Annotated in this window: 5 protein-coding genes; all 5 read right to left on the bottom strand. The window is 43.1% G+C overall.

Annotated features, from left to right (window positions below; genetic code table 11):
- Window positions 1-21: 21 nt before the first annotated feature.
- From ACTRWI_RS10055 to ACTRWI_RS10075, 5 genes are read right to left on the bottom strand one after another with little or no spacing between them, the layout of a single operon-like run.
- Complete coding sequence (locus ACTRWI_RS10055) at window positions 22-741, bottom strand: thioesterase II family protein (protein WP_004737538.1); 720 nt, start codon at window positions 739-741, stop codon at window positions 22-24.
- Window positions 734-1,861: a Gfo/Idh/MocA family oxidoreductase gene (locus ACTRWI_RS10060; protein WP_004737537.1), complete on the bottom strand. Its 1,128-nt coding sequence runs from the start codon at window positions 1,859-1,861 to the stop codon at window positions 734-736. The genes ACTRWI_RS10055 and ACTRWI_RS10060 overlap by 8 nt, the downstream gene beginning before the upstream one ends.
- Complete coding sequence (locus ACTRWI_RS10065; RefSeq protein ID WP_499131003.1) at window positions 1,861-2,931, bottom strand: NAD-dependent epimerase/dehydratase family protein; 1,071 nt, start codon at window positions 2,929-2,931, stop codon at window positions 1,861-1,863. Before ACTRWI_RS10065 ends, ACTRWI_RS10060 begins: the two co-directional genes overlap by 1 nt.
- Window positions 2,924-8,434 carry an amino acid adenylation domain-containing protein gene (locus ACTRWI_RS10070; RefSeq protein WP_499131005.1) on the bottom strand — a complete coding sequence of 1,837 codons (5,511 nt, stop codon included), beginning with the start codon at window positions 8,432-8,434 and terminating at the stop codon, window positions 2,924-2,926. The genes ACTRWI_RS10065 and ACTRWI_RS10070 overlap by 8 nt, the downstream gene beginning before the upstream one ends.
- Window positions 8,431-19,788 carry an amino acid adenylation domain-containing protein gene (locus ACTRWI_RS10075; protein ID WP_499131008.1) on the bottom strand — a complete coding sequence of 3,786 codons (11,358 nt, stop codon included), beginning with the start codon at window positions 19,786-19,788 and terminating at the stop codon, window positions 8,431-8,433. The genes ACTRWI_RS10070 and ACTRWI_RS10075 overlap by 4 nt, the downstream gene beginning before the upstream one ends.
- Window positions 19,789-19,802 lie beyond the last annotated feature (14 nt).

Raw genomic sequence — 19,802 nt, forward strand, 5'->3', positions numbered from 1 at the left:
CCTTACGCCCCCAATAAAGAACTAAGACATTTTATTTTTAAGGTAGTCAAACAATGTAGGGCAGAGGTTATTAAGGTAAAAATGCCCACCAGAGAAACGCTGAAAATCAAACTCCCCCGTAGTTGCTAATGACCAATCTAGAATTTCACTTTCTGTTACTTCTGTATCTCCCTCACCCAGCAAAGCACTAAGAGGACAAGAAAGTGTTGGTAAAGAGTCTCGTTGATAGCTTTCTATTGCCTCAAAATCAGCACGAATAATGGGTAGCATTAACTTTCTAAGGGCTGGGTTATCAAACACAACCTCTGATGTTCCCCCCAACCCCATGATTTTGTTAACCAAAGCATCATCACTTTGCTTATGGTAATTGGTCCCTCTACTTTTATGCGGTGGAATTCGTCCTGAAGCAAAGAAATGCGCCAATTTACGACCCTGCTGCTCCCAGCGTATTGCGGTTTCAAACGCCAAAGCGGCACCCATACTGTGCCCAAAAAAGGAGGTGGGGCGATGAGGCAAAAAAGATAAACTTTGCGCAACCTCATCAGCACACTGATGTAAGCAAGTCTTGAGTTTTTCTGATAGTCGATGACCACGACCTGAGAGTTGCACTGCATATACAGCGGTATGCTCATCAATATGGTCACGCCACGGCATGAAATATTCCGCATTCCCTCCAGCAAAGTGAAAACAGATTAGCTGCCTACGTGTGCCTGGTTTGATGAGTTTCAATTGCTTATGCATTTTCACTCTCCTGATGATATTCAACCAACCAACCTTCAATAGAAGGGCTCGTTAACATTGGCTCTTGCGCCGAAATGACTTCAGGATTCCCAATGCACCCCATTAAAGATCGCCATACTGATGCTTGTCCTAGTAAGAACTGTGCTGATGCAGGGGTTGGTGATTCAATATTACTTACCATGCTATGTAATGCTGTTCTGATTGCCTCTGGCCAGTGTTCGTCAATAATTTCTTCTAAGCTTGGCATTTCTTTGTATAGAAACTCGCAAGAAGCGGGCTGATAAAACTCTGGCGCTTGTTGTTTATCGAGCAACTCTCTCATCCCATTTTCCTCAGGGGTTCGAGGTATATGAAAAGCTCTATTCCATAGCACTGGGCCATGTGTGTTAACTAACACCAAATTGCCACTCGGTAACCCCACAGTAATGCGATGCATAATGTGGAAATGGTTATCAGGGTCGCCTGGATCCAACTGGTTCTGAATCTTCAAGATGAGCGGAATCCCAGCAAAAACACCGTGAATTACTTGATAAGGCGGTAATAGCTCCGACTTTAATTTTCTCACCTCAGACCAATCAACATTAGAATGGAACTCAAATGGCGTAACCCCTCCTAATGCCTGTCCCAACATATCGAGCAAGCCGCAAATCACTTGTACTCCACAGGTCGCTTCAATAAAGCAAGGCTGCTGAGTTTCACGCGCTTTCTTTAAGTACTCAACAAAGTGGCGAACAGCTGGCACATTAGGATAATGAGTATTAATTTGGTAATGACATCCGTTTTTCCTCGCTAACTTTAAGCATTCCACGACATCTTTTTCATAAACGGGATGCTCTTGCAGAACATGTATGCCTTTTTCTAATAATGCGCGGGCAAGTTGTGACCCAGCCCCCCCTACAATTGCAGAACGAACAACAACACATGCAATATCAATATCTTGAGGTAATTCTGACACCTCACGATATAAAGGCACACCATACTCCTTAGCTATTGTTAAGGATCGTTCACTTCCTCTTGCTAAAATTCCGGCAAGTTCAAACCCTGGGAATTGGCGTTTAAATGCGGAAAGGTATACCTGACCAAAAAGCGTTCCACATACAACAACACGATATGTTTTCATCACAAAGCTCCCTCTTCAAACGCCAATTCATAATTAGGCTCAATCGAGAGGTCCCAATGACTAAACATATTTTGTTCGTGCAAAAACGAGATTAAATGACCTGTTTCAACTATTTCAGAAAGCCAAAACACCCCATTATTTAAATGAGATGATGATTGCGTTAACAATTGGTGCGCAGTAAAAGCGGCGACCATTCCCGTCATTCGATAGCCATCATTAAACTTACAACGAAGCGTTAAATTAACTGGCTGTTGAGCAATCCAACCTTGCACATCCATTACGCAATATTGCTGAGTACCATACTTCTGAACCATGGATTGACTCAGACTAACTAACGCTGCAGTTTGCTCCTTAGCACTTTCATTTGCTGACATTAATAACTGTCGATCAGCGACTAAATTAAAGGCCGCGAAGTTAGATATTGAAAGTGTGTTAGCGACGCGTTGATGCTCAGCACTCAAATAAGGTAATGCGGTAAATTCTTTTCCCTCAGGTAGTGGTTGATACCCCTCTCTTGTCCCCTCTCTCACCTTTATATCATCTCTAATTACCACCCCGCTAAAAGCATCATTACTCCCTAAGCTTGCAATAAAATCTATCGCAGACGTTGATGTAAATGCTTCAATACCCCCTACATAAAGCTCGATACTGTGCAGTTCTTGTAGCTTTTCTTTGGCAATAAAAGGAAGCAACGAGGTAAAACCGGGAACAAAACCTGCTCCAAAAACACAGCTAACTGGTAAGTCTCGACCCTGCAACTGCTGCTGAACGTGACCGAAAACATCCTGCTCCCCCCCTACATCGACATATAAGGTATGAGTGTCTATTGCAACGCGAGCTATATTGTCTCGAATCGCCGACGCAGGCCCTGCTGCATTTATGATCAAATCATGATGATGGCAAACAGCTGCCACCTCCTTCTGATCATACAAATCAACAATCCTATAATGTGTTAAGTCAGGACGTGGCTGCCGTCCTATTCGCGTAACTTGATAACCAAGCGCACAAAGCGCTTGGTCTATATGTTGTCCCACTTCACCACAAGCTCCGAAGATGGCGACTCTATTCATGCTTTCCTCCTTGCATAGCAACTGTGTTTAAGTGCTTAGCTAGAGGTAATACTTGAGATGATTGCATACAGGTGAAGTGATCACCTTCAAGTGAAATAACATCAATGTCACCAACACTATATTGCAGCCAAAAGTCATGCATATCGGCTTTAAGCGTGGGCAGTAAATAAGTTTCATCTTGCTGACAAGCGAAAGTGAAATCACCACTATAAAAAGATGGTTCATAATGAGTCACAGCCTGCAAACTGTGATGGAACACTGGATAGAGCTGAGAAATATCTCCTACTTTTGCCGTTTGCTGATTTGATTGGATATCAAGTACTGTTTGGAAATAAGCGATACGCTGTGCTTCATTTGCTTTTGCGTAACTCGCATAATTTAGTGAGAGTTTATCAAAGCCGAGCTGTTTAGCTTTAGCCACTACATCTTCAATATTAATTTGATTAGGCTTAGTGGCTAATAAAGCCAAATAAGTTTGCTCAAGCTGAAGTAAATCAATACCGCTCCAAGGGTTTGGTACATTCAGTTCTTTAGCAAGAGCGACATCCGTCATCATAGGGTCATTTACTTTGTACGGAATTTGATAACTACTTGCGATCGTCAATGATGCGAACGGAGAGCCACATTCCATCGCTTGTCTTGCCAGCTCAAAAGCAATTAACCCCCCCATACAAAAACCAAAAAGATGGCATTTAGACAAGTCAAAATTATCTTCCAATAAGGCTTTGTATTGATCAGCTAATTCAACGATCAAATGTTCACTTGGAATGGTTAAATATTGCTGTCTATCCTGAACACTAATGCCATAAACTGGCGCTGTAAGTTGCTCTACGAGTGCTAAGCAAGGCATTACAGTGCCGCTACCATCATGAAGAATAATGATAGGTGCGCCGTCACCTTCTTTAATACGCTGCAAAGCCGTTGAACTATCTTCAATCGCACTGCAGTGCTGCTGAATTGGCGTTTGTTTTCGTAAGAAGATCGCAAGCTCTTTAATAGTGGGGGTTTGCAATACCTGGCGAAGTGTCCCTTCCCAGGGAACAAATTCTTCACCTAATTCTTGGCGGATCCTACTCACCCACTGCGTTATCAATAATGAGTCACCACCCGCACCAAAGAAATCATCATTTGGCCCCATATTAGGGTTACCAATCACATCCCGACATGACGATAGTAATAACGTCTCAAGTTGATCAAGGTCTTCTGATACCTCGTTTTGTAGAGTCTCTTGATGGCCTATAATTTCAGGTAACGCCTTTCTATCTATTTTACCGTTATTTGTAAGCGGAAAACGGTCTAAGACAGCCAATTGTGCAGGTACCATATAACTAGGTAACTCTTTACTAAGCTGTTCTAAGATTTCAGTCTTATCACATTCATGCTTCTGACCATTGAATTGGGCCAGCATAAAACTTTGACCTAATTGATATAAGGCTTCTTGATTATTAGGGAACGCAAATAACTGCTCAGCCCCTACATCCGACATTGCGTTTAACCAACGTTCCTGAGGCATAAATGGAGAATTTAATGCTAAACGTTCATCATTATGAGCGGTCAAGCCATGTTTGAATTCCATTGAAGTCATAAGTTGGTAATTATCTCTTGTCGCCTCAATTACAAGTAACCAAGCCCCTGGCTTCATTAACTCACGTAAGTGATTTAACCCTTCACGCGCAACAACTGCGTTGTGTAACACATTAGAAGAAACAACCAGATCATACTGACCGCAATCAAAACCTTGCTCTAACGCAGGTTGATTGAAATCGTATAAGCGATAATCAACAAAATCATAATCTTGATAACGAAGCTTAGCTTCATTGAGGAAAAATGATGAAACATCAGTAAAGGTATACTCGACATTATGTGCTGCTAGAGCCGGAATAAGCTCGTTACTTGTACCACCAACGCCAGCACCAATCTCTAGGATACGAATTGGCTGAGCACGTTCAGCTAAATGCTTTACTTTACTTAACGCCGCTGTGATCAACATTTTATTCATCATTTTGCTGATCAAGTTATTTTGATAAGTTGATGTCGCGACATCTAACTTGCCATCAGGAAACAACAAATCGAGAGGATCGGCCTTATCTCGCAGTAACTCAGGCAAACATTGACTACTTCGCTCAAGGTAGTTAACTAAGCCTTTATCACCATCCAAACACTCCAGTGCTTCGTAACATCCTTTCCAACATAACGAGATATCATCTTCGCTCACTTGCTGTAGTAAAGCGTATGTTTCTCCATCATGTCGTGCTAGCTGATTTTCAATAAGCGCTTTTAGCCATCGACTTAATAATTGTTTATGACGAGGCGCATAATTACCATCAGCAATCATGTCATCGATGTTTTTCTGTTGATCTTCACCTAATCCTCCACTTGATTGCAATGCTTGAACCATATGGAGCAAAGCGACTCTATCTAAATAATAAACAAAGTCTGTTACCGACTTCTCTGGCACTGTTTGCCGAATAGCTTCTGCCGTCAAAGTTAACTCGGTTTCCGTCTCTGCAAATTGATGCGAGAACAAAGTACTTTTTGCATCATTTTGGTAAATAGCCGGCTCAATGTAAGCTTGAAGGTGATAATTATGCTTATCTCCTCGCGCTAAGACGACAGCTTGAGATACTGATGATTGACGCTCAAGCGCTGATTCTATTTCACCAAGCTCAACTCGATATCCTCGTACTTTTACTTGGTTGTCATCACGACCAACAAACACGATCACACCATCATCTCGGTAATAAGCTCGGTCACCCGTTCGATACCAAGGTGTTCCGGTATTCGCATCTTGGAAGAAATGGGCAGCCGTTTTCTCTTCATCTTGCCAGTACCCGAGCGCTACCCCGCTACCGCCAATACACAGTTCACCAGCAACCCAGTCAGGGCAGGCCATACCTTTATCATCCAGTACAGCAAACATCTGATTTGATAACGGAGTACCGTAAGGAATAGAAGTGTAATAATCAAAGGTAGGATCAATTGGGAAATATATAGACCAAATAGCGGCCTCTGTCGCGCCACCTAAGCTGTATAGTCGGGCGTCAGGTATCAAGGTAGCAATTGCTTTAGGTAATGCGACCGGAATCCAATCACCAGACATCATTACGCATTTAATACTATCCAGCGTAGGTAGTGATTCGTCGGCTAAATATCGCGTTAACATTGTCATCTGCGCAGGTACAGAGTTCCAAACACTGACGTTATGTTCTCGAATTTGACGAGTCCATTCTGCTGGGTTTTGGATATCTTTCTCGCAAGGTAACACCAATGTAGCACCACAAGCTAAGGTACCAAAGATGTCATAAACGGAGAGATCAAAACTTAGTTTAGCCAATCCAAACACCACATCGCTTGCTGTAATTTCAAAGCGACGATTGATATCGACCACAGTATTCACAGCCGCTTGATGACTTACCATGACACCTTTGGGGCTTCCTGTACTACCAGAGGTATAAATAATGTAAGCCAGTCGTTCAGATGACTGAGTTATCTCTGTACTGCCAATGTTATGAACACGACCTTGTAGCGCTTGCGCATCACAAATATTGACGGCCTCAAACCCATCGTCTGCTAGCTGTTGGGCAAGTTCATTTGAGCGCGTCAACACCAACTCTACATCGGCATCAAACAGAATTTGCTTCATACGAGAAACCGGCTGACTAACGTCAAGCGGTAAATACACCCCATCAGCTAATAACGTTGCTAATGTTGAAACAACTTGTTCAACACTTTTATCAATCGCAATCGCAATACGAGCTCCCTTTGGTAACTTGCTCGCCAGTGACTTTGAACGAACGATCAGCTCATCGTATGTCAGTGTTTGTTCGGGCGTAACCAGTGCTGTCGCATCAGGCGTTAACACTGCTTGCTCTAACACCAGTTGATGCAACATAGATTCAGCAACAGGTTTAATCGTATTATTTACCTGTTCGCGAACCTGTTGTTGTTTATTCGGTAAAGCAAGGCGAGTAGCTTGATCCCACTGCTGAAGTCCACCAGCAATGACTTGTTCAATCGCACCTTCAAAACATGTAAACATTGACTCGATCATTGAGTCAGGGAATATGCCGTCAAGTACATCCCAATTGATGTACAAACTGCGGTCTCGATTCATAAGTTGGCAATCAATCCAAACTTGAGGCGTTTGACTAATACCATATGCAACTTCCATCCCCATCTCGTACTGAGATTTGGTCTCTGAAACTTGCTCTCTATTACTACCGACTAATGCACTCGTGAAGACTATTGGCATGCGAGCATAATCAGCACCACGTTGTCGGGCTATTTCACGCATAACCTCAACGCCACTAAACGCTTTATACTCTAAGTCTTGCCACAATTGATTCTGCTGCTCTTTCACTTGTGCTAATAAGGTTCGTGACTCCGTAAGATTCACTTCCAGCAAGTTGACACTCGTGAAATCCCCCACCATGTTGAGTAAATCTGGATGGATCGGTTCACGATTCATTACCGTCATGTTCAAGCAAAAATGTTTTGATTTAGACCACTTAGCTAACACTTCACTAAAGAGCGTCAGTAATAGCGATGAAGGACTAACCCCTTGATGATTACATTGACTTTCGAGTTCAGCCCATTGCTTTGGCGCTAATTGCATTTCATGGCGAGTGAAATGCGGTGTTTCTTTCTTAACTTCCGACGTCAAACCATCATTAATATCAGCGAGGAGTGATAACTCTGGTGCCATTGGCAAATGAGGCACTCGGTCTTGCCAGTATTGTCTCGCTTGCGCATATTTGTCTGTCAGCTTCTGTCGCTTTTCAAACTCCATGACATCTTTGAACGATAAGCTAATAGGCGCTAGCACCAATTCAGACTCATGATAAAAATGAATCAACTCAGACAAAATCACCTGAATACTCATAAAGTCTGCAATCAATAGGTCAATACTAAAATGCAGGTATGATTTACCTTCCGACTCGCTTACTTTTAAGTCAAACAGAGGCCATGCTTCAGTGTCATAAACGCGATGGGACATGTTTGCCCGATACGTTAACCTCGTATCAGTTTGCAAATCACATTCAATCTTATACTCAGGTACTTGTGATAGTATTTGCTGAGTACCATTAGAAAAGACTATAGCTCGCAACATCTCATGGCGTTCAATGAGCTTATTCCAAGCTTGGTTTAGCTTCTCAACATCAAGATGTGCAAATTCGAGCTCAAAGTAACCGTGGCAGCCTGTGCCACCGAACTCAAACACATTTTGCCGTCCAATAAGATAAGCGGCCTGTACATCATTTACCGGAAAAATCTCATATTTATCTTTCGTACTAGGACAAAGAACAGCGCCCAATTCACGCTCTTTTAGTATTGTTATTAATTCACTTTTTACTGCTTTCAGCTGCTCAACAACCTCTTTGGTCATTACACCTTGAGGGGCTCTGAACTTCAAGGCGTCAGCTTCAAGCCAAAACTCGGCTTTCTTAGCTTCTAACTGTTGCAGTAACGCTAATGGTGACATTAATGTTGTTCCTTTTTTCATAAGGTTCCTTCCTCAAAATCAACCTCGTTGCTCTCTTTTTCTGAGGTTTCAAGAGCAAGTGCAATACGTGAAATCGTTTGTAAATTAAACACAGCGTGAAGTGGCAAAGTAATACCGTGCTGTTGTTGGAGTGTGCTAGCTAGCTGAATCGCAACAAATGAATCTCCGCCTAAGGCAAAGAAGTTATCGCTCGCGCTAATTGGCGTATTAATACCAAGAACTTGTTGCATTGCTTGAGTCAGAACAATCTCTTCATCTGTACTTGGTGCAACAAACTCACTCTCATTAGAAATTGAAAGTTCCAAGGTTTTTAATACATTTCGATCGACTTTACCGTTAGCTGTGAGTGGCCATTCTTGAAGTACGGCGTAGCCATCAGGCATAGAGTAACTTGGTAAATAATTTAATAATTGCGGCTGAATAATCGAAAGTTCGACGGCCATATTCGACAACAAATAAGCATGAATCTTAGGACGAGAATCATGATGCTCAATCAATACAATCGCATCTTTCACTCCAGCGCATGACTTAAGTGCTTTCACTATTTCACCGAGTTCAATACGCAGCCCTGCCACTTTAACCTGGTGGTCACGACGCCCAAGGAACTCTATAGTTCCATCAGGCCAGTAGCGCCCTATATCACCGGTTCGATACCAACGTTGTGATTGATGTTCACAGAACTGCTGCTGAGTTAATTCCTTATTACCAATGTAACCTTGGGCGACACCATCTCCCCCAATCCATAGTTCACCGGCAACCCAATCAGGGCAGTCATCACCAATATCACTTGCAACTCTAAAACATTGATTTGGTAAAGGCTTACCATAAGGAATTGAACGCCATTGCTTTTCAACTTGCTGAACAACACAATAGTTCGACCAAATTGCAGCTTCAGTCGCACCTCCCATCGCCACAAATTTGGCAAGACAACTGTTACGACGTAAGCGTTCAGGTAATTCCAGATTGATCCAATCACCTGACAACATAACGCAGCGCAATGAGGTCAATAGCTGACATTCAGCCTGTGACTCATTCCCCATCAAAAGCATTTCTAACAATGCTGGTACGGTATTCCACAAGGTAATTTGATGCTGCTGAACCAACTCTAACCAAACGCCAACGTCTCTGGTTTGCTCATCGTTGATAAGCACCAATTTCCCGCCAACAGACAGCAAGCCAAAAATGTCATATACCGATAAATCGAAATACAAGGCTGATAGCGCTAAGACACTGTCATCTGCAGTTACATTGTGCTGGCGATTGATCGCTTCAATAGTATTCATGGCCGCGCCATGAGTGATCGCAACCCCTTTCGGTGTTCCTGTACTGCCTGAGGTGAAGATCACATAAGCCAACTCATCAAGCGTGCTCTGAAGGGGCTCAACCAAAGCTTCTTCAGAAGCCAGCAAGCTTTCAACATTGATCCCTTGGCCACCATTCTCAAACAACTCGTTGCGGTCACAAATCACGAACTTGATGCATGCTTGCGCCAATACAGACTCAACTCGAACTTTTGGCCAATCAGTTGCTAATGGTACATAAGCCGCTCCAATCCACTGAATTGCAAGGACAGAAGCAATCTGCTCGATAGAGCGCGGCAACATGACACCAACGCAATCACCTTTAGCAATTCCATGTTTTTGCAACTGGTACGCTGCCTGACTCACTTTTGTATGCAGATCTCGATACTTATAGCGCTGACCATTAGCGACAATCGCCGTCGCCTCAGGTGTTGCTTGCATTTTTTCATACACACTAATGTGCATTGCTCGCAGAGGCACCACGTCCTGAGTGCTGTTAACAAGAGTGCGAACTTCTCGCTGTGATGCAGGTAACGCTATTGGCGATGGCTGTGACCAATCACAGTCAGCAAGTTGCTCCAATAATTGGCAATATGAATTAAACATTGCATCAACTACGCCGTCAGGGAACAACGCCTCGACAACATCCCAGTTAAAGTGTAATTCTCCATCTTGCTCAAATACTTGATGGTCAATCCAAACTTGGGGTGTTTGAGATACGCCCCATACAGATCGGGTAATGCCTAACTCAGAAGACTCATCAAGGCTAGTGTCCGCACCTAGTGCACTAGTGAACACCACAGGCATACTCAAATCAGTCACTTCTTTTAACTTGGCTAACTCACGTATCACCCAAACAGCAGAAACATCGGCGTATTCCAAGTCTTGCCATAACTGCTGTTGCAAACGCTCAGCACTTTGCAACCAACTTTCACCTGCAATTTGATTGGTCTCGAGTAACAAGAGTGAGGTGAAATCCCCCATAATGTGCTGAATATTGTCATGGACAGGCTTGCGATCAAACAAAGTAACATTGATGCAATGCGATGAGGATTCGGACCATTTTGCCAATAATTGCGCATAACAGTTAAGCAACAAACAAGACGGCGTGATCGCACACTCTCGTGCTTTCTCTGTTAAACGGCTCCATAATTCTTTAGACAAGCAGGATTGGCGTCGAACGAAGCTTGGCTTCTCTAATTGATTTGGCTCCATGCTTAACGGCAGACGCGGAGCCTCCGGTAAACTAGGCAGTCTGCTTAACCAATAACTCTTCGCTATTATTTGGGATTCATGCTCTTCTTGCAGATAAACTTGCTGTTGATAATCACGGAACGTAATCCCCAACTCTGGCAAGTCGGCTTCCAAATCACGATATAAAATTCCAAGCTCAGCAAAGAAAATCCGCATGCTAAGACCATCAAGAATGACATTGTCTAAGCCGATACATAGCCGTTTTTTCCCACATTCAGACTCAATGAGTGTAAGGTGGAAAAGCGGCCATACCTGAGGATTTAACACTCGATGAGATAGCACCTCACGTTGATGAGTAACAACTTCTTCCCATTGCTTTTCAGTACAAGAGACCATTTCCATCGGACAGTAAAGTGCTGACGGAATACAAACTTGTTGCCCTTTGTCATCAAACACAATACGAAGGGTGTCATGACGCTCAATTAAACGCATAAGCGCTTGCTCTAGACGCGTCACTTCAAAGCCATCAGCTTCAAATTCAGAATAGAAATGTGTGCCAACACCGCCCATCACAAAGCCTTCGTTTCGCCCCATAATGTAGGCTTGTTGAACATCAGTCAGCACAAAAGGTTGATAACGTTCATTCTCGTTATGCACTAACGTGATTTGTGATGAAATTTCACCTGCATCAAATTCTAAATGGCGAGCAAAGTCGCTCAACACAGGAAGTGAAAAGACATCGGACAACTTCACACGATTAAAGCCAACCTCGCCCAATGCCCCCGTAATTCTTGTTGCATGAAGACTATCGCCTCCTAACAGGAAGAAATTATCTGCACGTGATGGTGTTACACCAAGAACTTGCGCCCAAACCTCTGCAACACACTTTTCATTGTCGGTTACGCAATCCTGTTTATCTTCATGAGTAACCATAGCAATATTGGCTGCTGATAAGCGCAGTTGAGCACGGTCAATTTTGCCATTGTTTGTTAAAGGCATTGTTGAACAAACGACAATGTGTCGAGGCAACATATAATTGGGTAGCTGTAATGCTAACCAGTCAGCCAGTTGAGAGGTATCCGACACAGCAAGAGTTTCAGCCTGGCGCCCCGTCATCACTAATAAGTTCGCTTTATTTACTGCAGGCAAGACATCCATGCTTAGTGATGAAGTTTGCAAACTAGTTTGCCATTGTTGGGCATCAAGTAGAGGTGAAGACTCCCCTCGGCGACAATCATGATAAGGGCTTTGATCTACGCTTCTCATTAACGCTTCTGGCTGCATTAATGTCACCGTTAATAATGCAAGAGGGCTCAGCGCTTGCGTCTCTATCGCAACAAAATGACCACTTGGTGCGATAAGTGAAGACATTAGGTTAATCCCTTCATTCACATCATTAAAACGATGGAGTGCATTGTTACTGATCACCAAATCAGCTTGATGCCTTTCAACGTCGCTTAATGCACAAGCAAAAGCATGATCCCCATAGCCCGCTAATCGGAATGTCGCTTGATCAAGAACCGACTTAGCTTGTTCAGCTACGCAGTAACTTACCTGGCTAGCGTCACATTGATTCAATATATGTGATGCTAAATGACCCGTTCTACCATTGAGTTCGACAACGTTTACAGCTCGACCCAATTGCTTAGAAAGTAAGACTATTGTTTCAACAATATATTGTTCCGTTGATGAAAAATCAGGGTGGATTAATGCTAACGCTTCAGGTGTCAACACCGGGTCATCAATAAGCGTAATTTCACTCACCTCGCCCTGCATCAAATCAACATACCAATCAACCTTATTTTCTAATGCCGATAAGATTGAAGCATGAACAGGCATATGCGCGACCTTCTTTTGGTAGGCAACCATTGGACTAACGACTTCTTGCTCTTGACGCCAATATCCCCGCTCAGCTGACCATTGCTTTGTTTCAACGAGAACATGCAACCAGCTTTCAAATACAGCTTGAAAACGAGGTGTAATATGCAAACTACATAGCCACTCATCCAGCGTCAGTGACGCACCCGGTTTAACGTTATTTGCTATCACCATCTTATCGAGCACCAAACGCATAACATGCGTTGCCATTGCTTGCTCAATAGCGGTGTGATCGACAGGCTTTGGTGGTGTGGGTTGCGATACCTTTGTATCAAGCAGCGTCATATCAGCTTCATACTCAGTTTGAAGAGCACTCACCTCACCTTGCTGTTTAGAAACAAAAAGTTGAATATGTTTCTGTGGTTTATCTAGCAATAGCGCTATCGCTTTTTGCACCCCAGAAAATTGCTCTGCCGCATGTTCAACGTCCCCAAGTTCAATCCTAAAGCCATTAAGTTTGACCTGGTTATCTCGTCGCCCAATAAACTCAACGATCCCGTTAGACCAAAAACGTCCCATATCACCAGTTCGGTAATACTGTTGCCCATCATGGAAAATAAATTGTGCTGCTGTTCTTTCAGGGTCAGCAAAGTACCCCTCTGCAACCCCCTGACCACCAATCCAGAGCTCACCAATCACCCAATCAGGACAATCTCGGCCCAAGGTATCCATCACTCGGTAACTTTGATTACTCAATGAATAACCGTATGGGATGCTTGTCCAATCCGTCTCTACGTAATTGACATCAAAAGCATTAGACCAAATCGCAGCTTCTGTTGCCCCTCCTAATGCCGTCAATTGAATTGATGGGTTCAAAGCATTTAATCTTGGTTGTAAATCCAAACCAACCCAGTCGCCTGACAACAGAACATTTGTCATTGAGCTTGGCAATTGACGAGTGTCATTTTCAGCTGCAATTAACAACATTTCGAACAGTGCAGGCACACTATTCCATATCGTAATTTGATATTCATGAATCAATGAAATCCACGCTTTTGCTTCTTTTCGTTCTGACTGTTGAGGAACAACAACGCAGCCCCCTACAGAAAGTGGTCCAAAAATATCAAAAACAGATAAATCAAAGTTCAGTGCCGATAACGCAAATGTTCGACAGTCACTAACCAACTGATAACGCTGATTAATATCATCAATAGTATTGGCCGCAGCTTGATGGGTAGTAATAACGCCTTTAGGAATACCGGTAGAGCCAGAGGTATAAATAATATAAGCAACATCGTGTGGTGATACCGAAGCAATTTGTGTTGCTATGATGTGCTCTTGCCCACGTTCATCAATATCGAGTAATGACCAACCAGCCATTGCTTCTTGGTTGGTAATTGCCTCCACAGCATCCTGATTTATTACAACGATTTTAATTGCTGCTTGCTCAATAATTTGATTCAACCGAGCGACTGGTTGCTCAATATCGAGGGGGACATAACTAGCGCCCAATAAGTGTATTGCCAACACCGCGACAACTTGTGATGCTCCCTTTGGCAATAAAATCGCCACACGATCCCCAGACAGTACACCTTCTTGCTTGAGACGATAGGCAAGTTCACCAGCACTTTCTGACAACTGGCGATAAGACATCGACGCTTTATTTTCAATAACCGCAATGGCATCAGGTTGCGCCTCTGCCAATTCAAAGAATCGCTGATGGAGAGTGCGAGGGGCGTACGAAATCACGTCACTGCTGTTTCTCGAAGCACGATCTTTTCTTGCTTCTTCGGTTAAAAACGCGGGCACCGTTTGTTTCAGCATGTTAGGTCGCTGCGCTATTTCAGTGATTAGCCTCCCCATACTAGCAAACATCTGATCGACCATATTGGCTGGGAATAAATCATCGACTGTATCCCAACTTATTATCAACTCCCCTTTTCTCTCCATTACCTGACAGTCAATCCAAACCTGAGGCGTCTGAGAGATGACATAATTCATCTCACCCAGACAACTATCGCCAAGGAAGTCATTACCTAGGTTACTAGTGAAAACTATCGGCATGGCAACTTGAGAGCCTCTCTGCTTGGAAAGCTCTCTTAACAAGCGAATGGCATCGAAATCACTATGGTCAAGATTCGCCATAAATTGGCGATTCAATGCACTTGCATTATCTAAGATATTGGATGCTTCTCCATCACGGCATGCTAATAGCATCAGCGTAGTAAAATCAGCAACAACACCCGACACATCCATGGCAGTATGACGTCGGTTGAAAATCGTAAGATTTAAACAAAAATCCTTATTATCACTCCAGCCTCTTAAGGTCTCCGCATAACAACTCGCCAACATCATTGAGGGAGTAATACGGTGTTGACGGCATGCTTGCTGTAATGCTCGCCATTTATAGGCAGCTAAACGCCATTCACGGTGAACAAACACAGGTTGTTTGATTTCTTCCGGTCGTTTTGCCAACGGTAATTGCGGCGCCGAAGGCAAGCTAGGCAGTTGTGCTAGCCAATATTGACGATCAGCCTCTAGATGCGCTTGCTCACGTATTGCTGATAGATATTGAGGGAAATGCAGGGTTGGTTGCGCAAGTTGTTCACAATTATCATCGAGATAGAACTGAGCTAGATCATCAAGCAGGATTTGAATGCTTAATGCATCAGCAACAACCATATCAATATTGAAGTGAAGACGACTACCTCGCGGACTATGACTTAAATTAATTGCCAAGCCAGATTCATTTTCTAAATCCAGAATCTGCGCTTCTAAATTACGCCTCAGACCCGCCTGTTTACTTGTTGCCAATTCACAGTCAAGAGTTCTCCAATCATATTCATGGATTTGCGTTGGAGCATTCGCTGTAATATAGCCAAGACCATCGCTATTCATCCTCATTCGTAACATGCTATGACGGGCATATAGGCGATCAAGCGCTAAACGAAGTTTGTCACTATCGATCCATTCACTATCAAGCTCTAAGTAGACCTGGCATGCAACCCCACCAAGAGTTTGTGTGCTGTTCCTACCTTGCCAATACGCTTGTTGAACACTAGTCAACTCGAAAGGGTGAGTTAATACTGTTTCAGTATCTTGTTCTTTTTTAGCATCTAGATACTTTTCAGTAACTTGGTCACAACTTACTGATGATTGCCATAATGCAGACCACGCAGCTAAAGTTGGCGCTTCATACATCCGAACAAGTTCAAACACAACATTGTGCTTTTTCGCTTCATCAACAAGATCCATCATCTGCAATGAATCCAAGCCTAAGCTAATCAAATCAGCGTCTAAGCCTATTTCTCCTGGCTCGATAAGTAGAACATCGCTCAGCCATTCAGTTAAGAATGCTTGATGATCAATGATTGATTTCGTGGGTAAAGTGGCTTCCTCTATATTACTTTTGCTACCTGTATTTTGCTGTTCAACCCAGTATTTCTCTCGTTTAAATGGGTATAGCGGTAAAGCCAATAAAATTTCGGTTGGATAAGTCACTTTCTCACTAAAGTGCGACCAGTCATAATCAGCACCATTGCACCATTGTTCAAGTTCGGCTGGTAATGCCGACGGAACGAAAGATTGACCTACGGCAATTTGTTTTAATTTACATAGTAAGTCTTCGATATCTGCAAATGGAACACATCGCCGGATTGGTAAGTGATGCTCGCGTTTATCTCTCCAAGCATGGAATAGCTCAACAGCATTGTGACGGTGTGATTCTATTGTTTGAATCCAAGCTTTAGCCAATTGGCTAAGACTATCAATATGACTTGCTGTTAAGGGAAGGAACCCTATCTGTGGTAATACATACTCAGATTTGTCCGTCACATCTTGATGATTACGAATAATAATGTGACCCAAAGTCCCAGTAAAACTAAAGGAACTAACCCCCATGCGTCTTAACGGTATTGGACGAACGTCGTTCTCAAAAATATAACGTTCAATCCAAGGCCGTAGCTCAGGATTAAACGACTTAAACGTTGGGTGAGGGAAAACAGTTTGTGCACGCATTTGAGCAATCGCCCTAATCACCCCCGCAACACCAGCAGCAGATTCTAGGTGACCAAACTGCGCTTTGCCTGCAGTCAAATGCAGCGGTTGAATACGACTCTGATAAACACCATCAATGGCACTTAATTCGATAGGGTCGCCAAGCGGTGTGCCGGTGCCATGCATTTCAATTGCATCAATATCATTTTCTGTTCTTCCACTGCGCGCTAGTACTTCTTTCAACAGTGTTTGCTGTGCAAGTGGGTTAGGTGCCGTCAAGCTACTACTCTCACCGTCTTGTGCCACACCTGTAGCCTCAATAACCGCTAAAATAGGGTCACCATCTCTTATCGCTGCATCATAATCTTTTAGCAGTAGTAACCCTAAACCCTCAGCACGAGCATAACCATCAGCATCAGCACTAAAAGTAGCGCATCGCCCGTTCGGAGAAAGCATCCCTGCTTTTTGTAAAGCACTCTCTATTTGAGACGAGAGAAGAAGGTTTACACCACCAGCAATTGCAGATTCACAACGCTTTGATTGAATATTTTGGACAGCCATATCAATGGCAACGATAGATGATGAACAAGCGGTATCTATAGTAATAGCTGGGCCACTTGTACCGTAATATTTAGCAAGTCGACCCGAACTACCACTACGACTCGTGCCAGTAATTAAATAACTTTTTAAAAACTCAGGAGCGTTTTGATTAGCCAACAGATCACTATAATCTTGGCTTCCCTGGCCGACAAAAATACCTAATGGCAACCCTTTTAATTTCGAAGGTAACCAACCCGCTTGTTCAAAAAGATGCCAACTTGACTCCATCAACCAGCGTTGTTGTGGATCGAGCAAGCAGGCTTCTCGAGAAGACATAGCAAAGAAATTAGCATCAAACTTGTCTATGTTATCAACCGCACCTATGGGTAAAGAAAATGTGCGTAACTCATCACTCACACTCGCTAGTGCTGATTCGCCTTTAATTAGCCAATCTGCGTACTCAACCCAACTTGCGTTTTGTTGCTTTGGTAAACGACTGCTAATTGCAATAATCGCAATATCAGTTGACCGAGATGAAAACTCCTCCACCAACTCTTTTGGGGACTGCTGCCTGTGTTGCTGTTGAACAAACTGACTAAAAGCGGATAGATTTGGATAAGCAAATAACTGTACAGGTGAAATCGAGATACCAAGCTGACTCGAAATTTGTGCGCACCACTGTGTCGCAAGCAAACTTGTCAGTCCGACATCAGTGAAACCTTGCTTGTCACCAAATAGCTCAATACCGACAATAGCTTCAAGGGAATTTCGCAAATATTCAGAAATGTCAGTAATGAAAGCGGGAGTGGCTGGTAGCGACGATATATATAGTGGCTTTAATTTTTGTGCTTGGAGCTCTGATAGCATCAAGCTTCGACGGATCTTACCGCTAGAAGTTTTTTGTAAGCAACCTCTTGCGATGAGGGTAACTTGACTCACTGACAAACTATGATTTTTAGCGATAAGCGACTTAATTGTTTTTGAAATTTTTATTAATTGTCTTTGTTCTGTATGGCGATGCACTTCGCATAACCCATGAATTTCACCTGACTCAATATCTTGAACAAAGCAAGCCCCCCCAACCTCGATGTCATCACACATGCTCTCAATCGTAGATTCTAGGTCGTTAGGCATATGGTTTTCACCAGAAACAATAATGACATCTTTGAAGCGGCCGCAAATATACAATTCACCTCCCCACTTAAATGCCAGATCTCCGGTGCGCAGATACTCCCCATCGTCACAACTTGCATTTATCGATGCATTAAACGTTTGTTGAGTGAGCGAAGTTTTATTCCAATAGCCTTTCGCCACGCTATTACCGCGAACCCAAACTTCACCAACCTGTCCCAACTCACAAGCAGCACCGGTATTAGGGTCAACAATCTCAACTTGCCAAGAATTAAACTGGCTACCGCTACTCACTAACTCCCGCCCCGACATAGATTCAACAGCATGTCCTTCAGCAAGGCAGCCAACATCAAAAGTCTTCATTACTGCAGAGGTATTCGCAGGTTTATGGCTCACAATAAGCGTGGCTTCTGCCATTCCATATGCAGGTAAGAATCTAGATGACTGGAAACCTGACGATTCGAACTTTTGAGAAAAGCTCCTTATCGTTGAAGCTCGAATTGGCTCAGCGGCATTCATCACGACCTTCAAAGATGAGAGGTCCAGCTCACTGGCTTGGAGATCTGAAATAGAATCAACACACAGTTGGTAGGCAAAATCAGGCGCAGCGGTAATTGTGGCTTGATACTGCTCTATCATGTTTAACCATTTTGCTGGTTCTACAGAAAATTGACTTGGCCGGATAAAACTGCACGTACCACCAGACAATAAAGGGAACATAAGACCGTAGAACAAGCCTAGATCATGATAAAAAGGTAACCAATTTGCGGTATGGATATGCTGTATAGTTGGTTCTACTTGAAGCATAATGTCGAATTGATGATAAATATTTTTATCATAGTTACAAACCGCTTTTGGGCTTCCCGTTGAGCCCGATGAATATTGCAACATAACGGGGCCTGTAGGTGGGCACAGGTCATTCCAACAAAGTGGTTGTTTCTCTCCGAATAACTCATCCAGATATACAACTTCTCGGTTTATATCCCAACCAAATTTTTCAATTTCTCCTTTGGTCGCTGACAAAGCAACAATGAGGTTTGGTTCACAGTCATCCAGGATATGCTCAATATTAGATTTAACTCGCTGTAACCGTTTAACACCAGGCAAATTGACAGGTACCGCAGTAACCCCCACCATCAGACAGGCTAGGTACGAAAAAATAAAACTTGAGTCCCCTGGTAATAATAATAACGCTCTTTCCCCGGAAAAATATTTTATATTTCGAGCAACTTTACTCACTTCATAAAATAGTTCTTGATAACTATAGCTCTGATGTTTTTCACCAGTGCAATCATTCAGTGCTATTTCTAATGCATTATTTTCAAAATTATGCATTAACCTTTGCTGCACCCAGCCAGCTACAATTTCTTGCATTATTTTTTTCCTAC

Source organism: Pseudoalteromonas sp. G5_S1_14_S5 (genome assembly GCF_054968605.1).

Bases quoted from the DNA above. Each gene is read 5' to 3' on its own strand.
- ACTRWI_RS10075 (WP_499131008.1), bottom strand. From the start codon at position 19,788: ATGCAAGAAATTGTAGCTGGCTGGGTGCAGCAAAGGTTAATGCATAAT.
- ACTRWI_RS10055 (WP_004737538.1), bottom strand. From the start codon at position 741: ATGCATAAGCAATTGAAACTCATCAAACCAGGCACACGTAGGCAGCTA.
- ACTRWI_RS10070 (WP_499131005.1), bottom strand. From the start codon at position 8,434: ATGAAAAAAGGAACAACATTAATGTCACCATTAGCGTTACTGCAACAG.
- ACTRWI_RS10065 (WP_499131003.1), bottom strand. From the start codon at position 2,931: ATGAATAGAGTCGCCATCTTCGGAGCTTGTGGTGAAGTGGGACAACAT.
- ACTRWI_RS10060 (WP_004737537.1), bottom strand. From the start codon at position 1,861: ATGAAAACATATCGTGTTGTTGTATGTGGAACGCTTTTTGGTCAGGTA.